Origin of the sequence: Saccharopolyspora sp. NPDC000359 (assembly GCF_040300525.1) — a bacterium.
GTDB lineage: Bacteria > Actinomycetota > Actinomycetes > Mycobacteriales > Pseudonocardiaceae > Saccharopolyspora.
Window position 1 is genome coordinate 245105 of record NZ_JBEPDU010000001.1, and the last position, 19060, is coordinate 264164.

Annotated in this window: 19 protein-coding genes; 9 read left to right on the top strand and 10 right to left on the bottom strand. The window is 71.4% G+C overall.

Annotation, left to right across the window (positions count from 1 at the left end; genetic code table 11):
• Window positions 1-415: 415 nt before the first annotated feature.
• The 3 genes from ABT324_RS01295 (at window position 416) to ABT324_RS01305 (ending at window position 2652) form a co-directional block, all read left to right on the top strand.
• The gene (locus tag ABT324_RS01295) at window positions 416-1813 is read left to right on the top strand and encodes a glycoside hydrolase family 47 protein (RefSeq protein ID WP_351169662.1); all 1398 of its coding nucleotides are present in this window, start codon (window positions 416-418) and stop codon (window positions 1811-1813) included.
• Window positions 1814-1896: 83 nt separating this feature from the next.
• Window positions 1897-2214 (top strand): divalent-cation tolerance protein CutA, encoded by a 318-nt coding sequence (cutA, locus tag ABT324_RS01300; RefSeq protein ID WP_351169665.1) that lies wholly within the window; start codon window positions 1897-1899, stop codon window positions 2212-2214.
• Window positions 2215-2292: 78 nt separating this feature from the next.
• Window positions 2293-2652, top strand: coding sequence for a DUF3817 domain-containing protein (locus ABT324_RS01305; RefSeq protein ID WP_351169668.1), 360 nt, complete (start codon window positions 2293-2295; stop codon window positions 2650-2652).
• Window position 2653: 1 nt separating this feature from the next.
• Here ABT324_RS01305 and ABT324_RS01310 read toward each other — a convergent pair whose 3' ends face one another.
• Window positions 2654-3154, bottom strand: coding sequence for a MarR family winged helix-turn-helix transcriptional regulator (locus tag ABT324_RS01310; RefSeq protein ID WP_351169671.1), 501 nt, complete (start codon window positions 3152-3154; stop codon window positions 2654-2656).
• 139 nt (window positions 3155-3293) lie between these two features.
• Between ABT324_RS01310 and ABT324_RS01315 the strand changes: the two genes are divergently transcribed.
• The gene (locus tag ABT324_RS01315; protein WP_351169674.1) at window positions 3294-3596 is read left to right on the top strand and encodes an MTH1187 family thiamine-binding protein; all 303 of its coding nucleotides are present in this window, start codon (window positions 3294-3296) and stop codon (window positions 3594-3596) included.
• 76 nt (window positions 3597-3672) lie between these two features.
• Here ABT324_RS01315 and ABT324_RS01320 read toward each other — a convergent pair whose 3' ends face one another.
• Complete coding sequence (locus ABT324_RS01320; protein ID WP_351169676.1) at window positions 3673-3873, bottom strand: hypothetical protein; 201 nt, start codon at window positions 3871-3873, stop codon at window positions 3673-3675.
• Window positions 3874-4264: 391 nt separating this feature from the next.
• Here ABT324_RS01320 and ABT324_RS01325 point away from each other — a divergent pair, with 391 nt between their 5' ends.
• Window positions 4265-5182 carry a tetratricopeptide repeat protein gene (locus ABT324_RS01325; protein ID WP_351169679.1) on the top strand — a complete coding sequence of 306 codons (918 nt, stop codon included), beginning with the start codon at window positions 4265-4267 and terminating at the stop codon, window positions 5180-5182.
• Window positions 5183-5242: 60 nt separating this feature from the next.
• On the opposite strand, the gene ABT324_RS01330 is transcribed toward ABT324_RS01325, so the two are convergent.
• From ABT324_RS01330 to ABT324_RS01340, 3 genes are all read right to left on the bottom strand, one after another.
• Complete coding sequence (locus ABT324_RS01330) at window positions 5243-5935, bottom strand: tyrosine-protein phosphatase (RefSeq protein ID WP_351169681.1); 693 nt, start codon at window positions 5933-5935, stop codon at window positions 5243-5245.
• Between the two features lie 91 nt (window positions 5936-6026).
• Window positions 6027-7499 carry a neutral zinc metallopeptidase gene (locus ABT324_RS01335; RefSeq protein ID WP_351169683.1) on the bottom strand — a complete coding sequence of 491 codons (1473 nt, stop codon included), beginning with the start codon at window positions 7497-7499 and terminating at the stop codon, window positions 6027-6029.
• A 267-nt stretch (window positions 7500-7766) separates the two neighbouring features.
• Entirely contained in the window at window positions 7767-8927 is a 1161-nt protein-coding gene (locus ABT324_RS01340; RefSeq protein WP_351169686.1) for a neutral zinc metallopeptidase, read from the bottom strand.
• A gap of 158 nt (window positions 8928-9085) precedes the next feature.
• Here ABT324_RS01340 and glgP point away from each other — a divergent pair, with 158 nt between their 5' ends.
• Window positions 9086-11635 (top strand): alpha-glucan family phosphorylase, encoded by a 2550-nt coding sequence (gene glgP / locus ABT324_RS01345; protein WP_351169689.1) that lies wholly within the window; start codon window positions 9086-9088, stop codon window positions 11633-11635.
• 5 nt (window positions 11636-11640) lie between these two features.
• Here the strand turns inward: glgP and ABT324_RS01350 are convergent, their stop codons facing one another.
• Complete coding sequence (locus ABT324_RS01350) at window positions 11641-12816, bottom strand: Cmx/CmrA family chloramphenicol efflux MFS transporter (protein ID WP_351169692.1); 1176 nt, start codon at window positions 12814-12816, stop codon at window positions 11641-11643.
• Window positions 12817-12927: 111 nt separating this feature from the next.
• On the opposite strand from ABT324_RS01350, the gene ABT324_RS01355 reads away from it, so the two are divergent.
• The gene (locus ABT324_RS01355) at window positions 12928-13518 is read left to right on the top strand and encodes a TetR/AcrR family transcriptional regulator (protein ID WP_351169695.1); all 591 of its coding nucleotides are present in this window, start codon (window positions 12928-12930) and stop codon (window positions 13516-13518) included.
• 156 nt (window positions 13519-13674) lie between these two features.
• Window positions 13675-14340 (top strand): HNH endonuclease, encoded by a 666-nt coding sequence (locus ABT324_RS01360; protein WP_351169698.1) that lies wholly within the window; start codon window positions 13675-13677, stop codon window positions 14338-14340.
• 21 nt (window positions 14341-14361) lie between these two features.
• Here the strand turns inward: ABT324_RS01360 and ABT324_RS01365 are convergent, their stop codons facing one another.
• Window positions 14362-15300 (bottom strand): GlxA family transcriptional regulator, encoded by a 939-nt coding sequence (locus ABT324_RS01365; RefSeq protein WP_351169701.1) that lies wholly within the window; start codon window positions 15298-15300, stop codon window positions 14362-14364.
• A gap of 69 nt (window positions 15301-15369) precedes the next feature.
• Here ABT324_RS01365 and ABT324_RS01370 point away from each other — a divergent pair, with 69 nt between their 5' ends.
• Entirely contained in the window at window positions 15370-16314 is a 945-nt protein-coding gene (locus tag ABT324_RS01370) for an NADP-dependent oxidoreductase (RefSeq protein WP_351169704.1), read from the top strand.
• Window position 16315: 1 nt separating this feature from the next.
• On the opposite strand, the gene ABT324_RS01375 is transcribed toward ABT324_RS01370, so the two are convergent.
• From ABT324_RS01375 to ABT324_RS01385, 3 genes are all read right to left on the bottom strand, one after another.
• Window positions 16316-17476: a hypothetical protein gene (locus ABT324_RS01375; RefSeq protein ID WP_351169707.1), complete on the bottom strand. Its 1161-nt coding sequence runs from the start codon at window positions 17474-17476 to the stop codon at window positions 16316-16318.
• A gap of 373 nt (window positions 17477-17849) precedes the next feature.
• The gene (locus tag ABT324_RS01380; RefSeq protein WP_351169710.1) at window positions 17850-18278 is read right to left on the bottom strand and encodes a rhodanese-like domain-containing protein; all 429 of its coding nucleotides are present in this window, start codon (window positions 18276-18278) and stop codon (window positions 17850-17852) included.
• Window positions 18275-18847: a cysteine dioxygenase gene (locus ABT324_RS01385; RefSeq protein WP_502949669.1), complete on the bottom strand. Its 573-nt coding sequence runs from the start codon at window positions 18845-18847 to the stop codon at window positions 18275-18277. Before ABT324_RS01385 ends, ABT324_RS01380 begins: the two co-directional genes overlap by 4 nt.
• Window positions 18848-19060: the final 213 nt, after the last annotated feature.

Consider the following 19060-nt stretch of genomic DNA (forward strand, 5'->3'; position numbering starts at 1 on the left):
CAGACAACGTTGTCATGTCGAGCGGCATTGCACCCCACCGCGGCGACCCGTGTCAATGCCGCCGGCCCCACCCCCGCCACCCGGCTCCGCACCGGCGGCCGATCGGCCCAGCCCCGCCGGGGGAGGGGTGACAGGAAGGTTCCCATGCTCCACCGTCGACCGGACGGGAGTGGGAGGAAGGTTCCCTTCCTCAGGTCAGCACCGGGTTCGGTGACAGGAAGGTTCCCTTCCTCGCACCCGGGCCCCGCCGACCGGGCGCGGGTCAAGGGGGCGGACGGCGGCACCGCGCGCCGCTGATCGGCACCGCGCTGTGTCGAAACCGGACAGGATCGGCGGGCCGCATTGACCTCGCCGGGGCGGCCCGCGACGGTGAACCGCGCGGCTTGACAAGGTTGTCCAGCGCGAGGAGGCGGCGATGCTCGGAGGCGTGTCCCGGAGAGGTGTTCTGCGGTTGGTGGGTGGGGCAGCCGTCGCGGGAGGGCTGCTGGCGGCGGTCCCGGCAGCGGCCTCGGCGAGCCGCGACTGGAAGCCCACCGCCGAATCCGTGCGGCGCGAGTTCCTGTGGGCGTGGCAGCACTACGCCGACCGCGCGCTGGGCGCCGACCACATCAAACCGATCTCCGGCGGCCGCGAGGACTTCTTCGTCCCGGGGCACTCGATCGGGCTCAGCGCGGTGGAAGCCGTCGACACCCTGTGGTTGATGGGGGCGGATGCCGAAGTGGCGCAGGCGGTGCAGTGGATCGAGGACAACCTCAGCTTCGACATCGACGCGCCGTTCCAGGTCTTCGAGACCAACATCCGCATGGTCGGCGGATTGGCGGCGGCCTACCACTGCACCGGCAGGCCCCGGCTGCTGGAACTGGCCGTCGACGTCGCCGACCGGCTGCTGCCCGCGTTCACCGCGTCACCGACCGGGCTGCCCTACCGCTACGTGAACCTGGCGACCGGCGAGGTCAGCCGCCCCGAGACCAACATCGTCGAGGTCGGCACCTACGTCGCCGAGTTCGGCGTGCTCTCGGAGTGGACCGGCGACCGCCGCTACTACGACCTCGCCAAGCGCGCCATGCGCGTGGTCCACGACAAGCGGACCGAACTCGGCCTGCTGCCGCACGACATCCACGCCGAGACGGGGGAGTGGCGCAACCGCCAGGCCACCGTCGGCCCACCCGGTGACTCCTTCTACGAGTACCTGTGGGACGGCTACGCGCTCTTCGGGGATGCGGAGCTCCGCCAGTGGTACGACACGCTGACCGACGCGATCCTGACCCACCAGGCCGAACGCCGCGCCGGGCTGCTGTGGTTCCCGCAGGTCGACGCCTTCACCGGGGAAGTCCTCAGCCGGGAGCAGAGCGTGCTGGCCGCCTTCTACGCCGGGCTGCTGGCCGAATCCGGCCGTGTGGCGGAGGGACGCGCCTACCACGACGCGTTCACCACCGCGCAGGAGGAGTTCGGGGTCATCCCGCACTCCCTCGACTACGCCACGATGTCGGCCACCGACCCGAGCAACGCGCTGCGCCCCGAGTTCGCCGACGCCGCGCTGGCGCTGTGGCTGGCCACCGGCGACGAGGTCTTCCGCGACCGCGCGAAGATCCACTTCGAGGCCATGCTCCGGACCTCGAAGACCCGCCACGGCTTCGCCAGCCTCTCCGACGTCACCGCGACACCACCGTCCCGGGAGGACACCTGTCCGGGCTACTGGTGGTCGGAGCAGATGAAGTACTACTGGCTGCTGTTCTCTGACACCCCACGCTTTGACTACCGCGACCACTACCTGAGCACCGAGGCGAACCTGCTGCGCGGCGCCCGCCGCTGACCGCCGGATGACAGGAAGGTTCCCATGCTCCAGTGCGAGGATGGGAACCTTCCTGTCACCCCGCGCCGCACTACGCTGGGGGAATGGCTGATCATGTGCTGGTCGTGACCACCACCGACTCCGAGGAGTCCGCCGCTGCGCTGGCGCGGGGCGTCGTCGAGGCCGCGCTGGGCGCCTGCGTGCAGGTCGTGCCGATCCGCAGCTTCTACGTGTGGGAGGGCGCGGCGCAGGACGACCCCGAGTGGCAGTTGCAGATCAAGACCGCCGCCGCCCGGGTGCCCGCGCTCGTCGAGCACCTCAGGGCCGAGCACGGCTACGAGGTGCCGGAGATCATCGCGACGCCGATCATCGGCGGAAACCCCGACTACCTGTCCTGGGTCGACGAGCAGACCCGGACGTGACGGACACCGGCATCAGGGTGATACCCGTCACCCGGCACACTCGCTAGGAGGGCCGTTCTGGACGGAAGTGGGGTCGACGTGCCGCGGACTAATGCCGGGTGGTTCCGGTTGGTGGCGATCGCCGAGGCGTTCTCGTGGATCGGGCTGCTGGTGGCGATGGCGTTCAAGTACGGCTTGGGCATGCCGCTCGGCGTCACCGTGATGGGCTGGGTGCACGGGGCGGTCTTCACCGCCTACGTGGTCACCTGCCTGGTCGTGTTCAGCCCGCTGCGCTGGAAGTTCTGGGTGCTGGTGCTCGCGCTGGTCTCGTCGGCGCCGCCGCTGGCGTCGGTGTGGTTCGAGCGTTGGGCGAACCGCCGCGGCCTGCTGACCGAGTCCGACTCGGACGAGCCGACGTTCTGGGGCCGGGTCCGCTACGCCCTGCGCGAGCTGAACTAGGTCAGAAGTCGCCCGCGGCGTGGCGGACCTTGCCGAGCAGCTCGGTCAGCTGCTGGGTCTGGCGCTCGGTGATGCCGCGCAGGCCGAAGTCGATCTCGGTGACCGACTCGGTGGCCTTCTGCATCAGATCCCGGCCGTCGTCGGTGATCTCGACCAGGGTGGTGCGCCGGTCGGTGGGGTGCGGTACGCGCCGCACCAGGCTGTCCTGCTCGAGCCGGTCGACGATGTTGGTCACGCTGGTCGGGTGCAGCTGCAGCCGGTCGCCCATCACCCGCATCGGCAGGCTGCCGCGCCGCGAGAAGGTCAGCAGCACCAGCGCCTCGTAGCGGGCGAAGGTCAGGTTGTGCGGGCGGAGCGCGTTGTCGACCGCGGACTGCAGGATCTGCTGCACCCGCATCACGCTGGTCACCGCGGCCATCGTCGTCGACGGGCCTACCCGGTCGGCCCAGATCTCGGCCGCGCGCGCGATGGGGTCGAAGGGCAGCGGACTACGGGTGCTCATGGTGTTCGACGCTAGCAGCGGTGACCAGGCCGGTTGTGGGCTGTGGTGCTGGGGCCGGTGAAATCGGCGACAGTGGTGCGGTCAAGCGCGTGATCACATCGGTCCGGTGGTGCGCCGGACGGGAACAGGAGGAGCAGTCGTGCTGGTGGCGTTCAGCGTGGCCCCGAGCGGGGTCGGTGACAGCGATGGTGTCAGCGAGGCGGTGGCGGCCGCGGTGAAGGTGGTCCGGGAGTCCGGGTTGCCGCACGAGACAACCTCGATGTTCACCACGATCGAGGGCGAGTGGGACGAGGTCATGGACGTGGTGAAGCGCGCCACGGAGGCCGCGTCGGCCGGGGCGCCGCGCACCAGCCTGGTGCTCAAGGCGGACATTCGGCCGGGGCACACCGGGCAGCTGCACGAGAAGGTGCGCCGGGTGGAGGAGCACCTGCGCGAGCGGTGAGCTCCGCCGCGCGGCGCGAACCGGGGGCGGTGTCGGTGTCGACGCCGCCCCCGGTGCCAGCTCCGGCTGGTGACCCTCAGAACTTCGGGTGGTCGACGACCGGCGCGTTGACGCAGTTGTTGGCCTGCGGCGACAGGACCGGCACGACAACGCCGATGGCCGCACCGACGTTGTTGCCGCACAGCTGCACCGGGACGGCGCTGATGTTGTTGTCGTCGACCGCGTTGATGCCGTTGTTGTCGGCGCTGTCCGCGAACGCGGCGGTGCCCAGGGTCACGACACCGAGGGCAGCGGCACCGGCGACACCGGCAACACGGGTAGCAATACGCACTGTTTCGTACCTCTCGTTGAACTACTTGCAGGAGGTCCACCAAACGGAGGCCTCGAAGGCCCACGGGTGACCAGTAGTCCCCGCAGGCTCTGCCACCACATTCGGCGCAGGGGTTCGCCGAGCTTGAGAGATCCGGCGCTGCTTCCACTCCTTCGAGGGAAGTTGTTCACCACTTGGAGTTGATCTCTGGGGTTCGCGGCGTGTCGGGCTTGGCGCGGCCGTATCGCTGATGGCGAAACATGCCCCGCCCTGCCGCCGCCCCACGGGCCGAACGTGTCAGGATGGGGACGTGACGAGGCCGGATCCACGCCAGAACGCAGCCGCAATGTCCGCCGCGATGGCGGGCGCAGTCGACCTGTCGGCCCTGAAGAGCCGGGCCGAGGCCAGTGCCCGCGCAGCAGCGCAGCCAACCGCCAACGGCGAAGCCGGTGCCGCACCGGCGGGCGCGTCGGTCATCGACGTCACCGAGGCGAACTTCCAGGCCGAGGTGGTCGAGAAGTCCCTGCAGGTGCCGGTGGTCGTCGACCTGTGGGCGACCTGGTGCGGGCCCTGCAAGCAGCTCTCCCCGGTCCTGGAGCGCCTCGCCCAGGAGGGCGGCGGCGCGTGGGTGCTGGCCAAGGTCGACGTCGACGCCAACCCGCGGATCGCGCAGCTGTTCCAGGTGCAGTCGGTGCCGATGGTCATCGCGATCGCCGGCGGGCAGCCGGTGGACGCCTTCACCGGTGCGCTCCCGGAGCCGGAGATCCGGCAGTGGATCGACCAGCTGCTCAACGCCCTGCGCGACCAGCTGCCCGGCATCCGGGCGGCGGAGCAGGGTGGTGCCGGCGAGCCGGTCGAGGAGCCCGAGGACCCGCGGTTCACCGCCGCTGAGGACGCGCTGGAGCGCGGCGACTACGCCGCCGCCGAGGCCGCCTACCAGAAGATCCTGGACAGCGAGCCGAACAACGAGCAGGCCAAGGCCGCGCTCGCGCAGGTCCGGTTCACCGCGCGCGCCGAGCAGTCCGACCCGGCCGCGATCGAGCGGGCCGACGCCGCTCCCGACGACGTCGACGCCCAGCTGGCCGCGGCCGACGCGGAGCTGGCGATCGGTCGTGTCGAGGCGGGCTTCGACCGGCTGGTCCGCGCGGTCAAGCGCACCTCGGGCGACGACCGGGACCGGGTGCGCCGCCACCTGGTCGAGATGTTCGAGGTCTTTCCGGAGGGCGACGAGCGCGTGACCGCCGCCCGCCGAGCGCTGGCCAGCGCCCTGTTCTGAACCCCTGCGCACGGCCCGCCACCCGGGAACCCGGGTGGCGGGCTGTGCGCGTTTGCGGGGTCAGGTGACCATCCGGTCGCGCAGCGCGGCGAGGAGTTCTGCGCTGACCCCGGCAAAACGCAGGTAGGCCGCGAAGTCGCGGGAGGCGACGACGTCCGCGATCACCTCCTGCTCGGACGTGCCGTGCTCGGCCACGAGCTGGTGCACCTTCGGCGTGTCGTCGGGCAGGCCCACCGCTGCGCACTGCTCGGCGCGGCGGTCGTGGCTGAGCGCGTGGTCGGCGGCGATGTCGGCCGCGTCGATGCCCACCGCGGCCAGCAGGACCACGGTGATCAGCCCGCTCCGGTCCCGGCCGCCGCTGCAGTGCACCAGCACCCCGCCCGGCTCGGCCTCGGCGATCGCGGTCACCACGGCGGCGACCGTCCCCGGGAACCGGTCGAGGAAGGCCCGGTAGTACAGCGGGGTGCAGGAGAGTGCGTTGGTCCAGCGCGACCAGAACTCCGTGTCGCTGTGGTCGTCCAGCGGCAGCGCCACGTGGTCCAGCCCAGCGGCCTCCGGTGGGGGCCCAGCGCCGGTGAGGTCGATGATCGTGCGCACGCCGTGCTGCCGCAGGGCCTGCCAGCCAGCGGCGGTCAGGCCGGAAGGGTGGTCTCCGCGGATGACGGCGCCCCACCGCGTTCGCCCGTTCCTGGTGCGGAGGCCGCCGAGATCGCGGACGTTGTAGCAGCCGTCCCAGGCGAGTTGTCGTCGCATTCCCGTAGGACGTCGCTGCCGCAGCCGGGTTGCCCGGCCCGGCGAACAGCGAGTGCCGCCCTGGGACGGCACTCGCTGATCGGGCGTCAGGTCAGGACGCGCTGTACTTGGTGCTGCAGGGCGCCATGCCCTCCTGGACGCCGATGCGGAACGCCTCCACGCGGGCGAACCCGACGGGCACCTGCTTGCCGTTGACGTCGGCGGCGATCAGGCTGTCCTCGCCGAGCAGCGCGGCCACGCCCTCGTCGATGTCCTCGGGAACCACTCGCAGGCTGCCCACCGGGTTGCGCTTGCCGATCGGGTCCTCAACCAGCAGACCGCTCCACGCGCCGACCATGCACGCCGTGCGCAGGCCCGCGGCCGGGTCGTCCAGCGGCAGACCCGCCGCCTTCTGCACCGACAGCGCGTACCGCGACGCGACCTGGGCGTAGGCCGCGAAGTCGCCGTAGCCGGATTCGGTGTCCTTGTTCGGTGGTGTCGCGATCTTCTGCAGCGCCGGGACGTCGAGCGAGACGGTGTTCGAGGTGGCGCAGAAGGACGCCGGGCTGGTGGGCCGCTGGCCGCTGCACGAAGTCGGGTCGGTGGTGATGCGCGGCGGCTCGGCGCCGGTGTCTCGGAAGACCTCCTGCAGGCTCTCCTCCACGGCGTCCAAGCCCTTCGCGTCCACCGGCAGGTCGGTGTCCTGCTCGGCCTTCCACGAGCCGAACAGCGTGGTCCGCTTGGAGACGTCGTCGAAGTCCATCGCGGCGCAGCGCTGCGGGCCCTCGTCGAAGCCGTACTGGAACGCGGTGACCCGGTCGAAGGCGCTGCCGTGCGCGTTGCTGCCCTGGAAGTCGGACCTGCCCGGCGCGTCGCGGATGAAGCTCAGCACGCCCATGACCTCGTTGAGGCCCTGGCCGGTGGAGATTTGGAAGTACTTGGAGGACCCCTCGGCGACGTGCCGGAAGTAGGCGCCGGTGAAGCAGTCGGCCTGCTGCTCCAGCACGATCACCTGGTCGTTGCCGGACGCCGTGCGCGCCCGGTGCTGCACCGCGTGCCCCATCTCGTGGGCGAGCACGGCGACCACGGCCATCGGCCCGAAGCTGTTGTCGAGCTCCGGGAGCAGGGTGCCGCGGTCCCAGGCGATGAGGTCGTCCGGCGGGCAGTAGAAGGCGTTGACCACGCCTGCGGTGCTCTCCCCGCACACCTGCGCGCCCGGACCGTTGGCGTCGTAGGAGACCAGCCGCTTGACCGGCACGAACCGCTTGCCCTTGAACGCTTCCGGGAACACCGAGGACCAGTACTCGTCGATGTCGGCGACGGCGTTGCGGGCCAGCTCGTCCATCTCGCCGTTGTCGGTGCCCTCGACCGGCAGCGGCGCGTCCGGCGCGCCCGGCTTGGGCCCGCTGGGGCCGTTGGTGACCGGCAACCCGGCGACCTCGGTCGTCGAGTAGCTGCCCATCGTGGTCGGGACGCCGCTGATCTGCTGCGAGCACCCGGCGACCAGCGCGATGCAGGTGATCGCGGACAGCGCGGTGCCGAGGACCTGCTTCCGCCGTCGGTTTCTCGTCGATGCCCGTGCCACTGGCGCGCCCCATCCCTGCTGCAGCTTCCTCCGCGCACCCGGGAGCCCCGCCCCGGTGCGCGAGCCAGCCTATCGGGTGGTCGATCACCGCCAGCGCGATCTGGTCGGATCGGGCAGTGACAGGAAGGTTCCCTTGCTCACGTGAACCGGGGGTTGGTGACAGGAAGGTTCCCATGCTCACCGAGGCCCAGGTGTGACAGGAAGGTTCCCTTGCTCACGTGCGGCTGGGGGTGGATGACAGGAAGGTTCCCATGCTCGCGGTGGCGGTCAGGTGCAGGCGGCGGCGCCGCCGAGCGCGCCGGTGCGGAAGGCGGCGAGGCGGTCGTACCCGGTCAGCGGGTTCGCGCCCCGCGCGTCGCGGGCGATGTTGTCGGAGTCGAGCAGGACGGTCACGGCCTCGTCCAGGTCGCCTTGGGTCAGCTCGGGTTGGGCTGCGGTGTACGCGCCGGTGAGGCAGGCGACCTGGCGGCTCGCCGCCGCTCCGGTGGTGGGGTTGCCCAGTTCGGCGTTGGCGGTGAGCGCGAACTTTGCGGCGAGCAGGGTGGTGACGGCTTGGTCGCCGATCTTCGCGTGCACGTCGGTGATCGCGCGGTCGTTGAGGACGATGGCCGGGGGGTGGGGGCAGTAACCGGCCGCGCCGATGGCTTCGGGGCAACTCCGCTCCGAGCGGATGGCTGGTGGGGCCCAACCCGGACCGGCCAGATCGGCGAAGTACGTCGTGATGCTCTCCGTTCGCAGTGCGTCGTTCAGCGGGAGGTTGGGGCCGTCGGGCGGTAGTGCGGCCAAGTGCGTCTCGGTGATGTCGGTGCAGCGGCGCGGGCCGTGGCTGTAGCCGTCTTGGAACGCCGTCACGCGCTCAAAGGCGCTCCCGTGCGCCTCGGTGCTGTTGGTGCTCACCGGATCGCGGAACAGCGTGATCGCGCGCAGCGCGCGGTCCAGCTGTTCCGCGTTGATGCTTAGGCGCTCCGACTCCTGTTCGGTGACGGAGCGGACGTAGGCGCCCGCGAAGCAGTCAGCCATCGCTTCGAGTCGCGCGGGCTCGTCGTCGGAGCCGATTCCCGCGCGCTGCTGCACCGCGTGGCCGAGCTCGTGCGCGAGCACCACGACGACCGAGGCGTCGCCGTAGTGCTCTTGGAGCACCGGCAGCAGTGCTGTGCGGTCCCAGGCGATGGCGTCGACAGTGGCGCAGTAGTACGCGTTGCCCACCAGGTCGCTCACGTCCGCCGAGCAGGGCGGGGCGGTGCCCTCGCCGTTTGTGTCGACGGAGAAGAACCCGCCGTCGAGGTTGTGCCACGGGGCGTCGAAGACCTCCGGGTACTGCTTCGCCCAGTAGTCCTGGACGTCGGTGACGACGGTGGCGGCCAGGCGGTCGACGTCGCTGCGATCGCTGCCGTGCACGAACGCCGGGTCGACGGTGTGATGGGCCACACGGGGCGGTCCTGGGGGCGCTGCCGCGCACGAGCTGATGAGGAACAAGATCATCATCGCCACTGGTCCGAACGCACGCACGAGGACAAGCTTCGCACCCCGGTCGGCGGCTGGTAGGGCCGCACGTTCCGCGCCGGTCCGGTATATGGTCCGCTCCCGTGAGAGCCGTCCACCGTTTCACCGTGCGCGCCCACCTGCCCGAGCCGTTGAGCGCCCTCGGCACGTTGGCGACCAACCTCCGCTGGGCCTGGCACCCGCCGACGCAGGACCTGTTCTCGGCGGTCGACCCGCAGGTGTGGTCGGCGGTCGGCGGCGACCCGCTGCGGCTGCTCGCCGAGGTGCCCGCCGACCGGTTGCGGCAGCTGGCCGGTGACGAGGACTTCCTGGCCCGCACCCGCGCTGTCGCCGACGACCTCCGCCGGTACCAGACCGTGCCGCGCTGGTACCAGCAGCGGCAGGATGAGGGTGCCGCGCTGCCCGACTCGATCGCGTACTTCTCCATGGAGTTCGGCCTCACCGAGGCGCTGCCGAACTACTCCGGCGGTCTCGGCGTGCTCGCCGGGGACCATCTGAAGGCCGCCTCCGACCTGGGTGTGCCGCTGATCGGCGTCGGCCTGCTGTACCGGTCGGGGTACTTCCGGCAGGCGCTGTCCGCCGAGGGCTGGCAGGTGGAGCACTACCCGGTGCTGGACCCGCGGGGCCTGCCGCTGGAGGTGCTGACCGAGGAGTCCGGGCGGCCGGTGCTGGTGCGGGTGGCGATGCCCGCTGGCCGCACCCTGCACGCCCGGATCTGGAAGGCCCAGGTCGGCCGGGTGCCGCTGTTGCTGCTCGACAGCGACCTGCCGGAGAACGACGACGACCTGCGCAGCACCACCGACCGGCTCTACGGCGGCGACGCCGAGCACCGGATCCGCCAGGAGATCCTGGCTGGCATCGGTGGTATGCGCGCGGTCCGCGCCTACTGCGCGCTGACCGGGCACCCGCAGCCCGAGGTGTTCCACACCAACGAGGGCCACGCCGGGTTCCTCAGCCTGGAGCGGGTCCGGGAGCTGCAGGAGGACCCGGGGCTGCAGTTCGACCAGGCGGTGGCGGCGGTGCGCGCCGGGACGGTGTTCACCACCCACACCCCGGTCCCGGCCGGCATCGACCGGTTCCCGGTGGACCTGGTGCGGCACTACTTCGGTGACGGTTCCGAGCAGGCCCTGCTGCCCGGGGTGCCGACCGACCGCGTGCTGGCGATGGGCGCCGAGGACAACCCCGGCATGTTCAACATGGCGCACATGGGGTTGCGACTCGCGCAGCGGGCCAACGGGGTGTCGGAGCTGCACGGCGAGATCATCCGCAAGATGTTCCGCGGCCTGTGGCCGGGTTTCGGGTTGGAGGAGGTCCCGATCACCTCGGTGACCAACGGCGTGCACGGGCCGACCTGGTCGGCGCGGGAGCTGGGCAAGCTGCTCGGCGAGTCCGAGATGGACAGCGGGGCGGGGCTGCGCGGCATGGAGCCGGTCAGCGACTCGCTGCTGTGGGAGCTGCGCTGCTCGCTGCGCCAGCGGCTGGTCGACGAGGTGCGCCGGAGGTTGCGCACCGCGTGGTTGCAGCGCGGTGCGTCGGACCTGGAGCTGGGCTGGTGCGACTCGGTCTTCGATCCGGACGTGCTGACCATCGGCTTCGCCCGCCGGGTGCCGACCTACAAGCGGGCGACGCTGATGCTGCGCGACACCGATCGGCTGCGGGAGCTGCTGCTCGACCCCGACCGGCCGGTGCAGATCGTGGTGGCGGGCAAGTCGCACCCGGCCGACGAGGGCGGCAAGGCGATGATCCAGCGGATCGTGAAGTTCGCCGACCAGGCCGACGTGCGCCACCGCATCGTGTTCCTGCCGGACTACGACATGTCGCTGGCGCGCTACCTGGTGTCCGGCTGCGATGTGTGGCTGAGCAACCCGGTGCGGCCGTTGGAGGCCTGCGGCACTTCGGGGATGAAGGCCGCGCTCAACGGCGGGCTGAACCTGTCGGTTCGCGACGGCTGGTGGGACGAGATGTACGACGGCCACAACGGCTGGGCGATTCCCAACGCCGACGGGGTCAGCGACCCCAACCGGCGCGACGACCTGGAGTCGGCCGCGCTGTACGAGCTGATCTCCGAGCACGTGGCGCCGATGTTCTACGAGCGCAACACCGACGGGGTGCCGGGCAAGTGGATGTCGATGGTGCGCCACACCCTGGCCACGCTGGGTCCGCGGGTGCAGGCGTCGCGGATGATCCGCGAGTACGTCGACCACCACTACGCCCCGGCGGCCCGGTCGATGCGGGCGATGACCGCGGACGACTTCCGCGGGGCGCGGGAGGTCGCGGACTACCGGGCCCGCCTGCAGGCGGCGTGGACCTGGGTGCGGGTGAGCGACACCGAGATGTCGGTGGAGGACGGGACGCCGCTGCTCGGTGGCCAGGTGACGGTGCGGGCGCGGGTCGACCTGGCCGGGCTCGACCCGTCCGATGTGGACGTCGAGGTGGTGGTCGGGCGGGTGGACGACTCCGACGTGCTGCACGACTTCGTCTCCGAGTCCATGCACCCGACCAGCGACGGCCGCTACGAGGCGACGGTGACGCTGCCGCACGCCGGACCGGCCGGGTACACCGTCCGCGTGCTGCCCCGCCACCCGCTGCTGTCCGGGCCCGCTGAGCTCGGCAAGGTCGTCCTGGCTGGCTGAGCGGGTCACACCCGCGCGAGCGGGGCCGGGGTGGTGCGGCGCTCCAGGTGGCCTGCCCACGCCGCGGCGAGCAGGGCCGCCGCGCCGATCGCGGCACCCACCCAGGCCACCGAGGCGAAGCCGAGGCCAGCGCTGATGGTCAGGCCGCCGAGCATCGGCGCGAGCGTGTTGCCGATGTTGAAGGCCGAGGTGTTGCCCGCACCGACCAGCGTCGGCGCACCGGGGGCGAGGGCGAACACCCGGGACTGCAGGGCCGGGTTGGTCACGAAGCCGCTCACACCGAGGGCGAAGACAAGCACGGTGGTGATCAGCGCGTTGTCCGCAACCACCGCGAGCAGCGCTGAGGCCAGTACCAGGACCCCGAGGCCGAGCAGCAGGGTGCCGACGGGGTGCGCCTGCGCGGTGCGGCCGCCGATCGACATGCCGAGCAGGCCGCCGATGCCGAACAGCGCGAGCTGGGCCGGGACCCACTGCGCGGACAGGCCGGTCACGTCGGTCAGCAGCGGTGCCAGGTAGCTGAAGGTGACGATGACCGAGCCGAACGTCAGCGCGGTGACCGCGTAGGACAGCCACAGCTGCGGGCGGGCCATCGCGCGCAGCTCGGAAGCTGTGCTGCGCGCCTCCTCGCGCGCTTCGGTGTCCTCGCGGATGGTGAGCAGCGAGCAGACCAGGCTGCCCAGCGTCAGCGCGGCGACGGCCCAGAACACCGCGCGCCAGCCCGTGAACTGGCTGAGGACGGTGCCCGCGGGCACGCCGACGATGGTGGCGAGCGTCAGCCCGCTGGCGATGATCGCCACGGCCCGGCTCCGGGACTCCGGCCCCACCAGCCCCACGCCGGTCGCCACCGCGACGGCCCAGAACCCGGCGTAGGACACGGCGCTGACGATGCGGGTGGCGAACAGCACCCAGTAGCCCGGCGCGAGCGCGCCCACGACGTGCGCGCCGATGAAGACCAGCTGCAGCGCCACCAGCGCGGTCCGGCGCGGCCAGCGCATCGTGGTGATGGCCAGCAGCGGGGCGCCCACGACCATGCCGACGGCGAACGCGGAGATCAGCAGTCCCGCGTCCGGGATGGAGACCCCGAGGTCGGAGGCGATGTCGGGGAGCAGGCCGGAGAGCATGAACTCCGAGGTGCCCTGGGTGAAGATGCCCAGGCCGAGGACGTAGATGGCGAGGGGCACGGAACCTCCTGCGGTGATCGGGTGTGGGCCGACCGTAGCAGCGTTTTGAAGCGGCCGATTCAAAAATGTGAGGTTTTCAACCGGTCGCTCCAAAACGGGTAGGGTGGTGGTATGGCCAGGCCGCGGAAGTTCGACGAGGACCGCGTCATCGACGCGGCGATGGACACCTTCTGGCGCCGCGGGTACGAGGCGACCTCGACCCGCGACCTCAGCGAGCGCACCGAGCTCGGGCCGTCCAGCCTCTACAACGCCTTCGGCGACAAGCACCAGCTCTACCTGCGCAGCCTGCGCAAGTACCAGGAGACGGCCACCGCCGAGCAGGTCGAGTTGCTGCGCGCCCCGGGGCCCGTCGCCGACCGCCTGCGGAACCTGCTGAGCACCGCGATCGACACCGACCTCTCCGGCACCGGCCGCCCGGGCTGCTTCGCGATCAACGCGGCCATCGAGCGCGCCGCGGCCGATCCGGACGTCCGCGACGAGGTGCGGAGCAACTTCGAGGTGGTGGAGCGCGCCCTGCGCGACACCCTCGCGGAAGGCCAGCGCAGCGGCGAGATCGACCCGGAGCGCAGTGCGGAAGTCCTGGCCCGCCAGGTGCTGAGCACCTACTACGGCCTGCGCGTGCTGGCCAGGGTCCAACCGGACCGCGCGGCCCTGCTGGACGTGGTGGACAACCTCCTGGACGGCTTCACGCGTTCGAGCTGAGCTCCACCCCTGCCTGGCGAAAGCGCTTGTGGAGCACCGGCGATCCGCTGCGCCATCTGTGTGATCTTGAAACCGTGCGCCACACCGCCGCCGTGCGAGCTCGATAACTTCGACCCCCGGTCGTTCTCCGCACGTCGGATCTGGGGTGGTTGCGCAGTGGCCGGTCTGGTCGATGCTGTGCTGGACCTGGTTCAGCTCGCCGTCATCGGTTTCGTCGTCGTCGCCGGGCTCTCGCTCTGGCGGCGGAGCTGGCCGCCGACACCCCGCTTCGCCCGCACGCGGGGCACCAGTGGTGAGCAGCTGCGGCACGACGGCAACGCGACGTTCTTCCACGACCGCGGATTCCTGTTCCTGCGCCGGTGGTTCTTCGTGGGAACTGGCTGCCCACCGGTGCGGATCGACCGGCAGCGGCTGGCCGAGATGCGCACCGCGCAGAGCGTGGAGCCGGTGCGGGTGGCGGCTTCCGGCAACCGCACCTGGTGGTGGTTCGAGGACGGCTTCTACTGGGAGTCCGGTGGGTACTCGGTCGCGGACGTCCTCGCGCTGATCCGGGACAAGCAGCGGCGCGACAAGGCGAGGCTGGAACGCGCGCACCTGCGCCTGAACACCGAACGGCGCGCGCCCGGCCGCCGCACCGCGATCCCACGGGAGGTCAAGAAGCGGGTCTTCGAACGCGACGGCGGGCGCTGCGTGGAGTGCGGGACGGACTTCGAGATCCAGTACGACCACGTCATCCCGGTCGTCCTCGGCGGCAGCTCGACCGAGGACAACCTCCAGCTGCTCTGCGCGCGCTGCAACCAGGAGAAGGGGGCTGACCTCTGATCCGGCACCGGTTTCCCGGCGTCACACCCCCGCGCGGAAGGTCCTGCGGTAGGTCAGGGGAGCGACGCCGATCGCGGCGTTGAGGTGCTGGCGCAGCGAGGCCGCCGTGGCGAAGCCGACTTGCGTGGCGATCTCGTCGATCGGCAGGTCGCTGGACTCCAGCAGGTGGCGGGCTCGCGCCACGCGCTGCTGGGTGAGCCACCGGCCGGGGCTGGTGCCCACCTCGTCGCGGAACCGGCGGGCGAACGTGCGGCCGCTCATCCGCGCGTGCTCGGCCAGGTCGGCCAGCGCCAGCGGCTGGTGCAGGTGCGCGAGCGCCCACGCGCGGGTCGCCGCGGTGCTGGACTCCGCGGGGTCGGGCACCGGGTGCTCGATGTACTGGGCCTGGCCGCCGTCGCGCCACGGCGGCACCACGCACAGCCGAGCCACCTGGTTGGCGACTTCGCTGCCGTGGTCGCTGCGCACGATGTGCAGGCACACGTCCACGCCCGAGGCCGCGCCCGCCGAGGTCAGCACGTCACCGTCGTCGATGAACAGCACGTCCGGGTCCAGCTGGACCGCGGGGAACCAGCGGCGGAACTGGTCGGTCAGGCACCAGTGCGTGGTCGCCGGGCGGCCGTCGAGCATGCCCGCCGCGGCCAGCGCGAACGCGCCCGTGCAGATCGACACGATGCGGGTGCCCGGTCGGATCATCCCGAGCGCGTCGGCCACCGGCTGCGGCAGCTCGGTGGTGAGCAGGGACATGTCGTAGGGCGGGATCACCACCGTGTCCGCGGTGCGCAGCAGTTCCGGGCCGTGCTCGACGGTGATCGTGAAGTCGGCTTCGCTGCGCACCGGTCGGCCGTCGACGGTGCAGGTGAGGACCTCGTAGCGGCCACCGGCGCTGCCGAACACGCGTTGCGGAACGCCGAGCTCGAACGGGTAGACCCCGTCGAGCGCGAGCACCACGACCCGATGCATGGCACGATCCTATCGAATGTTGGCATTCATGCCATTCCACCGGCGGTCCGGGTGCGGCAGGCTTGAAGCATGAGCGAAACGATGCGCGCGATCAGGCAGGACGAGTTCGGCGGTCCCGAGGTGCTGCGCGAGGTCGAGCTGCCGCGCCCCGAACCCGGTCCGAGCCAGGTGTTGATCCGGGTGCACGCGGCCGGGGTCAACCCGACGGACTGGAAGCACCGGGCGCAGCAGCTGTTCCTGGGGAAGCCGCCCTACGTGCTCGGCTGGGACGTCTCCGGCGTGGTGGAGGCCGTCGCCACCGGGGTCACCCTGCACAAGCCGGGCGACGAGGTGTTCGGCATGCTGCCCTACCCGCACGGCGCCGGCTCGCACGCCGAGTACGTCACCGGCCCGGCCCGCGCCTTCGTGCGCAAACCGTCCGGAGTGGATCACGTGCAGGCGGGCGCGATCCCGCTCGCCGCCCTGACCGCCTGGCAGGCCCTGGTGGACACCGCGAACCTGCAAGCCGGGCAGCGGGTGCTGATCCACGCCGCCGCGGGCGGTGTCGGGCACCTGGCCGTGCAGATCGCCAAGGCCAGGGGCGCCCACGTCATCGGCACGGCGAGCGCTGGCAAGCACGAGTTCCTGCGCGGGTTGGGTGCCGACGAGCTGGTCGACTACCGGGAGGTCGACTTCGCCGAAGCGGTCAGCGACGTCGACGTGGTGTTGGACACCATCGCCGGTGACTACCGCAGCAGGTCGCTGCGCACCCTCAAGCCCGGCGGGCTGCTCGTCTCCATCCTCCCGTACGGGCGCGACCAGCTGGAGGCGGAAGCCGCGGAGCTGGGCGTGCGCGCCGAGCTGCTCCTCGTCGAAGCCGACCAGGCGGGGATGCGCGCCATCGCCGACCTCGTCGAGTCCGGGCAGCTGCGCGCGGAGATCGCCGGGACGTTCCCGCTGGCCGACGCGGCCAAGGCGCACGCGCTCGGCGAAACCGGTCGCACCACCGGCAAGCTCGTCCTGACCGCGCGCTGAATCACGCCACGGACAACCGCTGGCGGGTCTCGGTGACGCGCGGCGACCACGGGGCCAGCTCCTCGGCCTTGGCCAGCGCTTCGCGCGCGGCCGCGTTGTCGTGGCAGGCCATGTGGGCGCGAGCCAACGTGACGAGGTCGTCGGCGCGGGAGAGCGGCGTGTGGTTGTAGTCCGCGCCGGTCCGGGCGAGCCGGACGGCGGACTCCGGGTCGCCTTCGATCAGCGCCAACAGCCCGTTGGTGCCGCTGAGCTCGAACTCCGGGTAGCCGAGCTTGATGGCGTCCTCCAACGCCTTCTTCGCGGTCGGCAGCAAGGACTCCGCGGGCAGCTGCCCGGCCTCGACCGCCTTGAAACCGAGACCCGCCAACCCGGCGAGCAGGTAGGACATCTTGCGCGGCGGGAGGTCGTTCTGCTCCGACAGGTGCTTGAGCAGCAGCAGAACACCCGGCGCGTACTCGCCGCGCGCCTCCAGCACCGAGATCCGGCACGACGTCGTGGCGTTCAACCCGGGGTGCTTCTCGGTGAGTTCGTCGGCGAAGGACTCCGCCCGGTCGATCTCCCCGACGCGCAACGCCTCGTAAGCGCGGGCGGCCAACGGCGCGGCCACGAACTCGGAACGCTCCGCGCCTTCCAGGCGCGGCAGCGCGAAGAGCAACCACCCGGTCGAGGTGGTCAGCGGAACCCGCTGCGGCCACAGCTTGTAGAGCATCAGCGGCGTGACGGCGACGACGAAACCACGCCAGAACGCCGAATCGACCAGCAGCCAGCCACCCACGACCACCGCGACGCCGACGACGGCCGACACCAACCCCGCCAGCCAGCAGCGCAGGATCACCGGCGAGCGCCACGGGCCGATCTGGGCGCGCAACGTGATCGGCAGCGCCCGCAAGGTGAACGTGACCCGCCCGGGAGTCCAGGACGCAACCTCCCGCATGGCCCCGAAGATCACGTGCCGCACCCGCAGCCCGAAGACGACGGACCCGAGGATCAACCCGAGCTGCGTGGCCATCGGGAGCAGCACCACCCCGACGAGAGCCCCGGCCCACCCCACGGCGGTCCCAGCCAACCCGGTCCCGGCGATCGCCTCCACCGCACCGATGAGGACGGCCCCGACGAGCCCGGCCACGAACCACGGGCGGAACACCACATTCTGCGCTTGCACAAGGTCAGAAGCGTACGGGACGGGTTCGCCGCCCATGCCCGCTTTGACCCAGGACCACACCCGCCGCCGCTGTGAGCAAGGGAACCTTCCTGTCACCGGGCGGCCGCGAGGTGGTGGCTGGGGGCGCCTTCCTGAAAAGTCGGAAGGCCAGTGCTACCTGCGCGAGAACGGTTGGCCGCACGCCCAGCGCCCGAACCTGGTCGGCGCAGTGCCGACCGAGCCTGCGCGGACCTCCGGGGCGGAGATCTTCCTGCCACGCATGCCAGGTGGGGGCGTGAGGATGGGACCCTTCCTGTCATCCCAGGGGCGAGAGCGGGGGAACCTCCCGGCCATGGGTGGCGGGGAGGTTCCCCCGGCTCTCAGGTGGTGTCGGTCAGCTGACGGTGGTGGTGACCGGGAGTCCGGCCGCCTTCCAAGCCCGGAAGCCACCGGCCAGGTCGGTCGCCCGGCGCAGGCCGAGGCCCTTCGCCTGGGCCGCGGCGAGGCTGGACGCGTAGCCCTCGTTGCACACCAGGACCACCGGGCGGTCCGGGTGCAGGCCGTCGAGGCGGTGGCCACCGGACGGGTCCAGGCGCCACTCCAGGACGATGCGCTCGACCGTCAGCGCGCCGGGGATCTCGCCTTCGGCGAGCCGGTCGGACTGGGGCCTGATGTCGATGATCAGGCCACCGGCCTGCTGCAGTGCGAGCGCTTCCTGCGGGGACACCCGGGTCAGCTTCTCCCGCGACTCGGCCAGCAGGTGGTCGATGCCGAACGGGCCAGGGGCGACGTCGGTGCGTCGTTGGGCTGGGATGGCGGTCATCCGTGCTCCTCGAGTCGCTTGGTGGCGCGCTGGGGTGGGATCGGCGGGACCTCGGACAGGTCCGAGTAGTAGTGGACCGGCAGCAGTGGGGGCGAGTAGGCGTGCACGCTCGCCGAGTTCACCGAGCTGACGTTGCGGACCTGGTGGGCGCGGCCGCTGCCGAAGCCGATGCTGGATCCGACGTCGTGGTGCGAGGTGCGGATCGGGCCCGCCGGGTAGCGGTAGTCCTCCCGGAGCGCCCCGAAGAGCACGGAGAACGAGCCGGACGCCCCGCCGTGGTCGTGGGGTGCGGTGCCCTGGCCGGGTGCCCAGGAGAGCAACCACAGTTCCACGCCTGCGGTCAGGGCGAGCTTGGCCCACCAGCGGTTCTCGTCGTCGATGCGGACGATGTCGAGCAGCGGACCGGTCAGCTCGGAGGACACCAGGCTGGTCAGGTCGCGCAGCTCGCGGGGCGTCCACAGCGGGTGGTCGGGGCGGATCAGGTCGCGCAACAGGGGCAGGTCGAGGCCGGGGTGCAGCTCGACCTCGCCGGGTGCGGGCACGGGTTCGGTCGGGGTGTACTCGGACAGGTGGGCGGTGTGCTGGTCGGGCCGGTGCTGCTGAACAGCGCTCAAGGCGTGTCTCCAGTTCGTGTCTTGCGGGTGGCACGGCACGACACGACCGCCGCCGGACGTGGCGGGGGAGGTGGAGTGGAGGGATTCGTCGAGCCGCGCGAGGACCTGGAAAGCGGTGGAGCCGCTTCAGCAACAGGCGGCGGTGACGACCCGGAACAGGTCGATCAC

Coding starts and splice junctions, on each gene's coding strand:
- ABT324_RS01295 (WP_351169662.1), top strand. CDS start 416: ATGCTCGGAGGCGTGTCCCGGAGAGGTGTTCTGCGGTTGGTGGGTGGG.
- cutA (WP_351169665.1), top strand. CDS start 1,897: ATGGCTGATCATGTGCTGGTCGTGACCACCACCGACTCCGAGGAGTCC.
- ABT324_RS01310 (WP_351169671.1), bottom strand. CDS start 3,154: ATGAGCACCCGTAGTCCGCTGCCCTTCGACCCCATCGCGCGCGCGGCC.
- ABT324_RS01325 (WP_351169679.1), top strand. CDS start 4,265: ATGGCGGGCGCAGTCGACCTGTCGGCCCTGAAGAGCCGGGCCGAGGCC.
- ABT324_RS01330 (WP_351169681.1), bottom strand. CDS start 5,935: ATGCGACGACAACTCGCCTGGGACGGCTGCTACAACGTCCGCGATCTC.
- ABT324_RS01355 (WP_351169695.1), top strand. CDS start 12,928: ATGGCCAGGCCGCGGAAGTTCGACGAGGACCGCGTCATCGACGCGGCG.
- ABT324_RS01365 (WP_351169701.1), bottom strand. CDS start 15,300: ATGCATCGGGTCGTGGTGCTCGCGCTCGACGGGGTCTACCCGTTCGAG.
- ABT324_RS01370 (WP_351169704.1), top strand. CDS start 15,370: ATGAGCGAAACGATGCGCGCGATCAGGCAGGACGAGTTCGGCGGTCCC.
- ABT324_RS01380 (WP_351169710.1), bottom strand. CDS start 18,278: ATGACCGCCATCCCAGCCCAACGACGCACCGACGTCGCCCCTGGCCCG.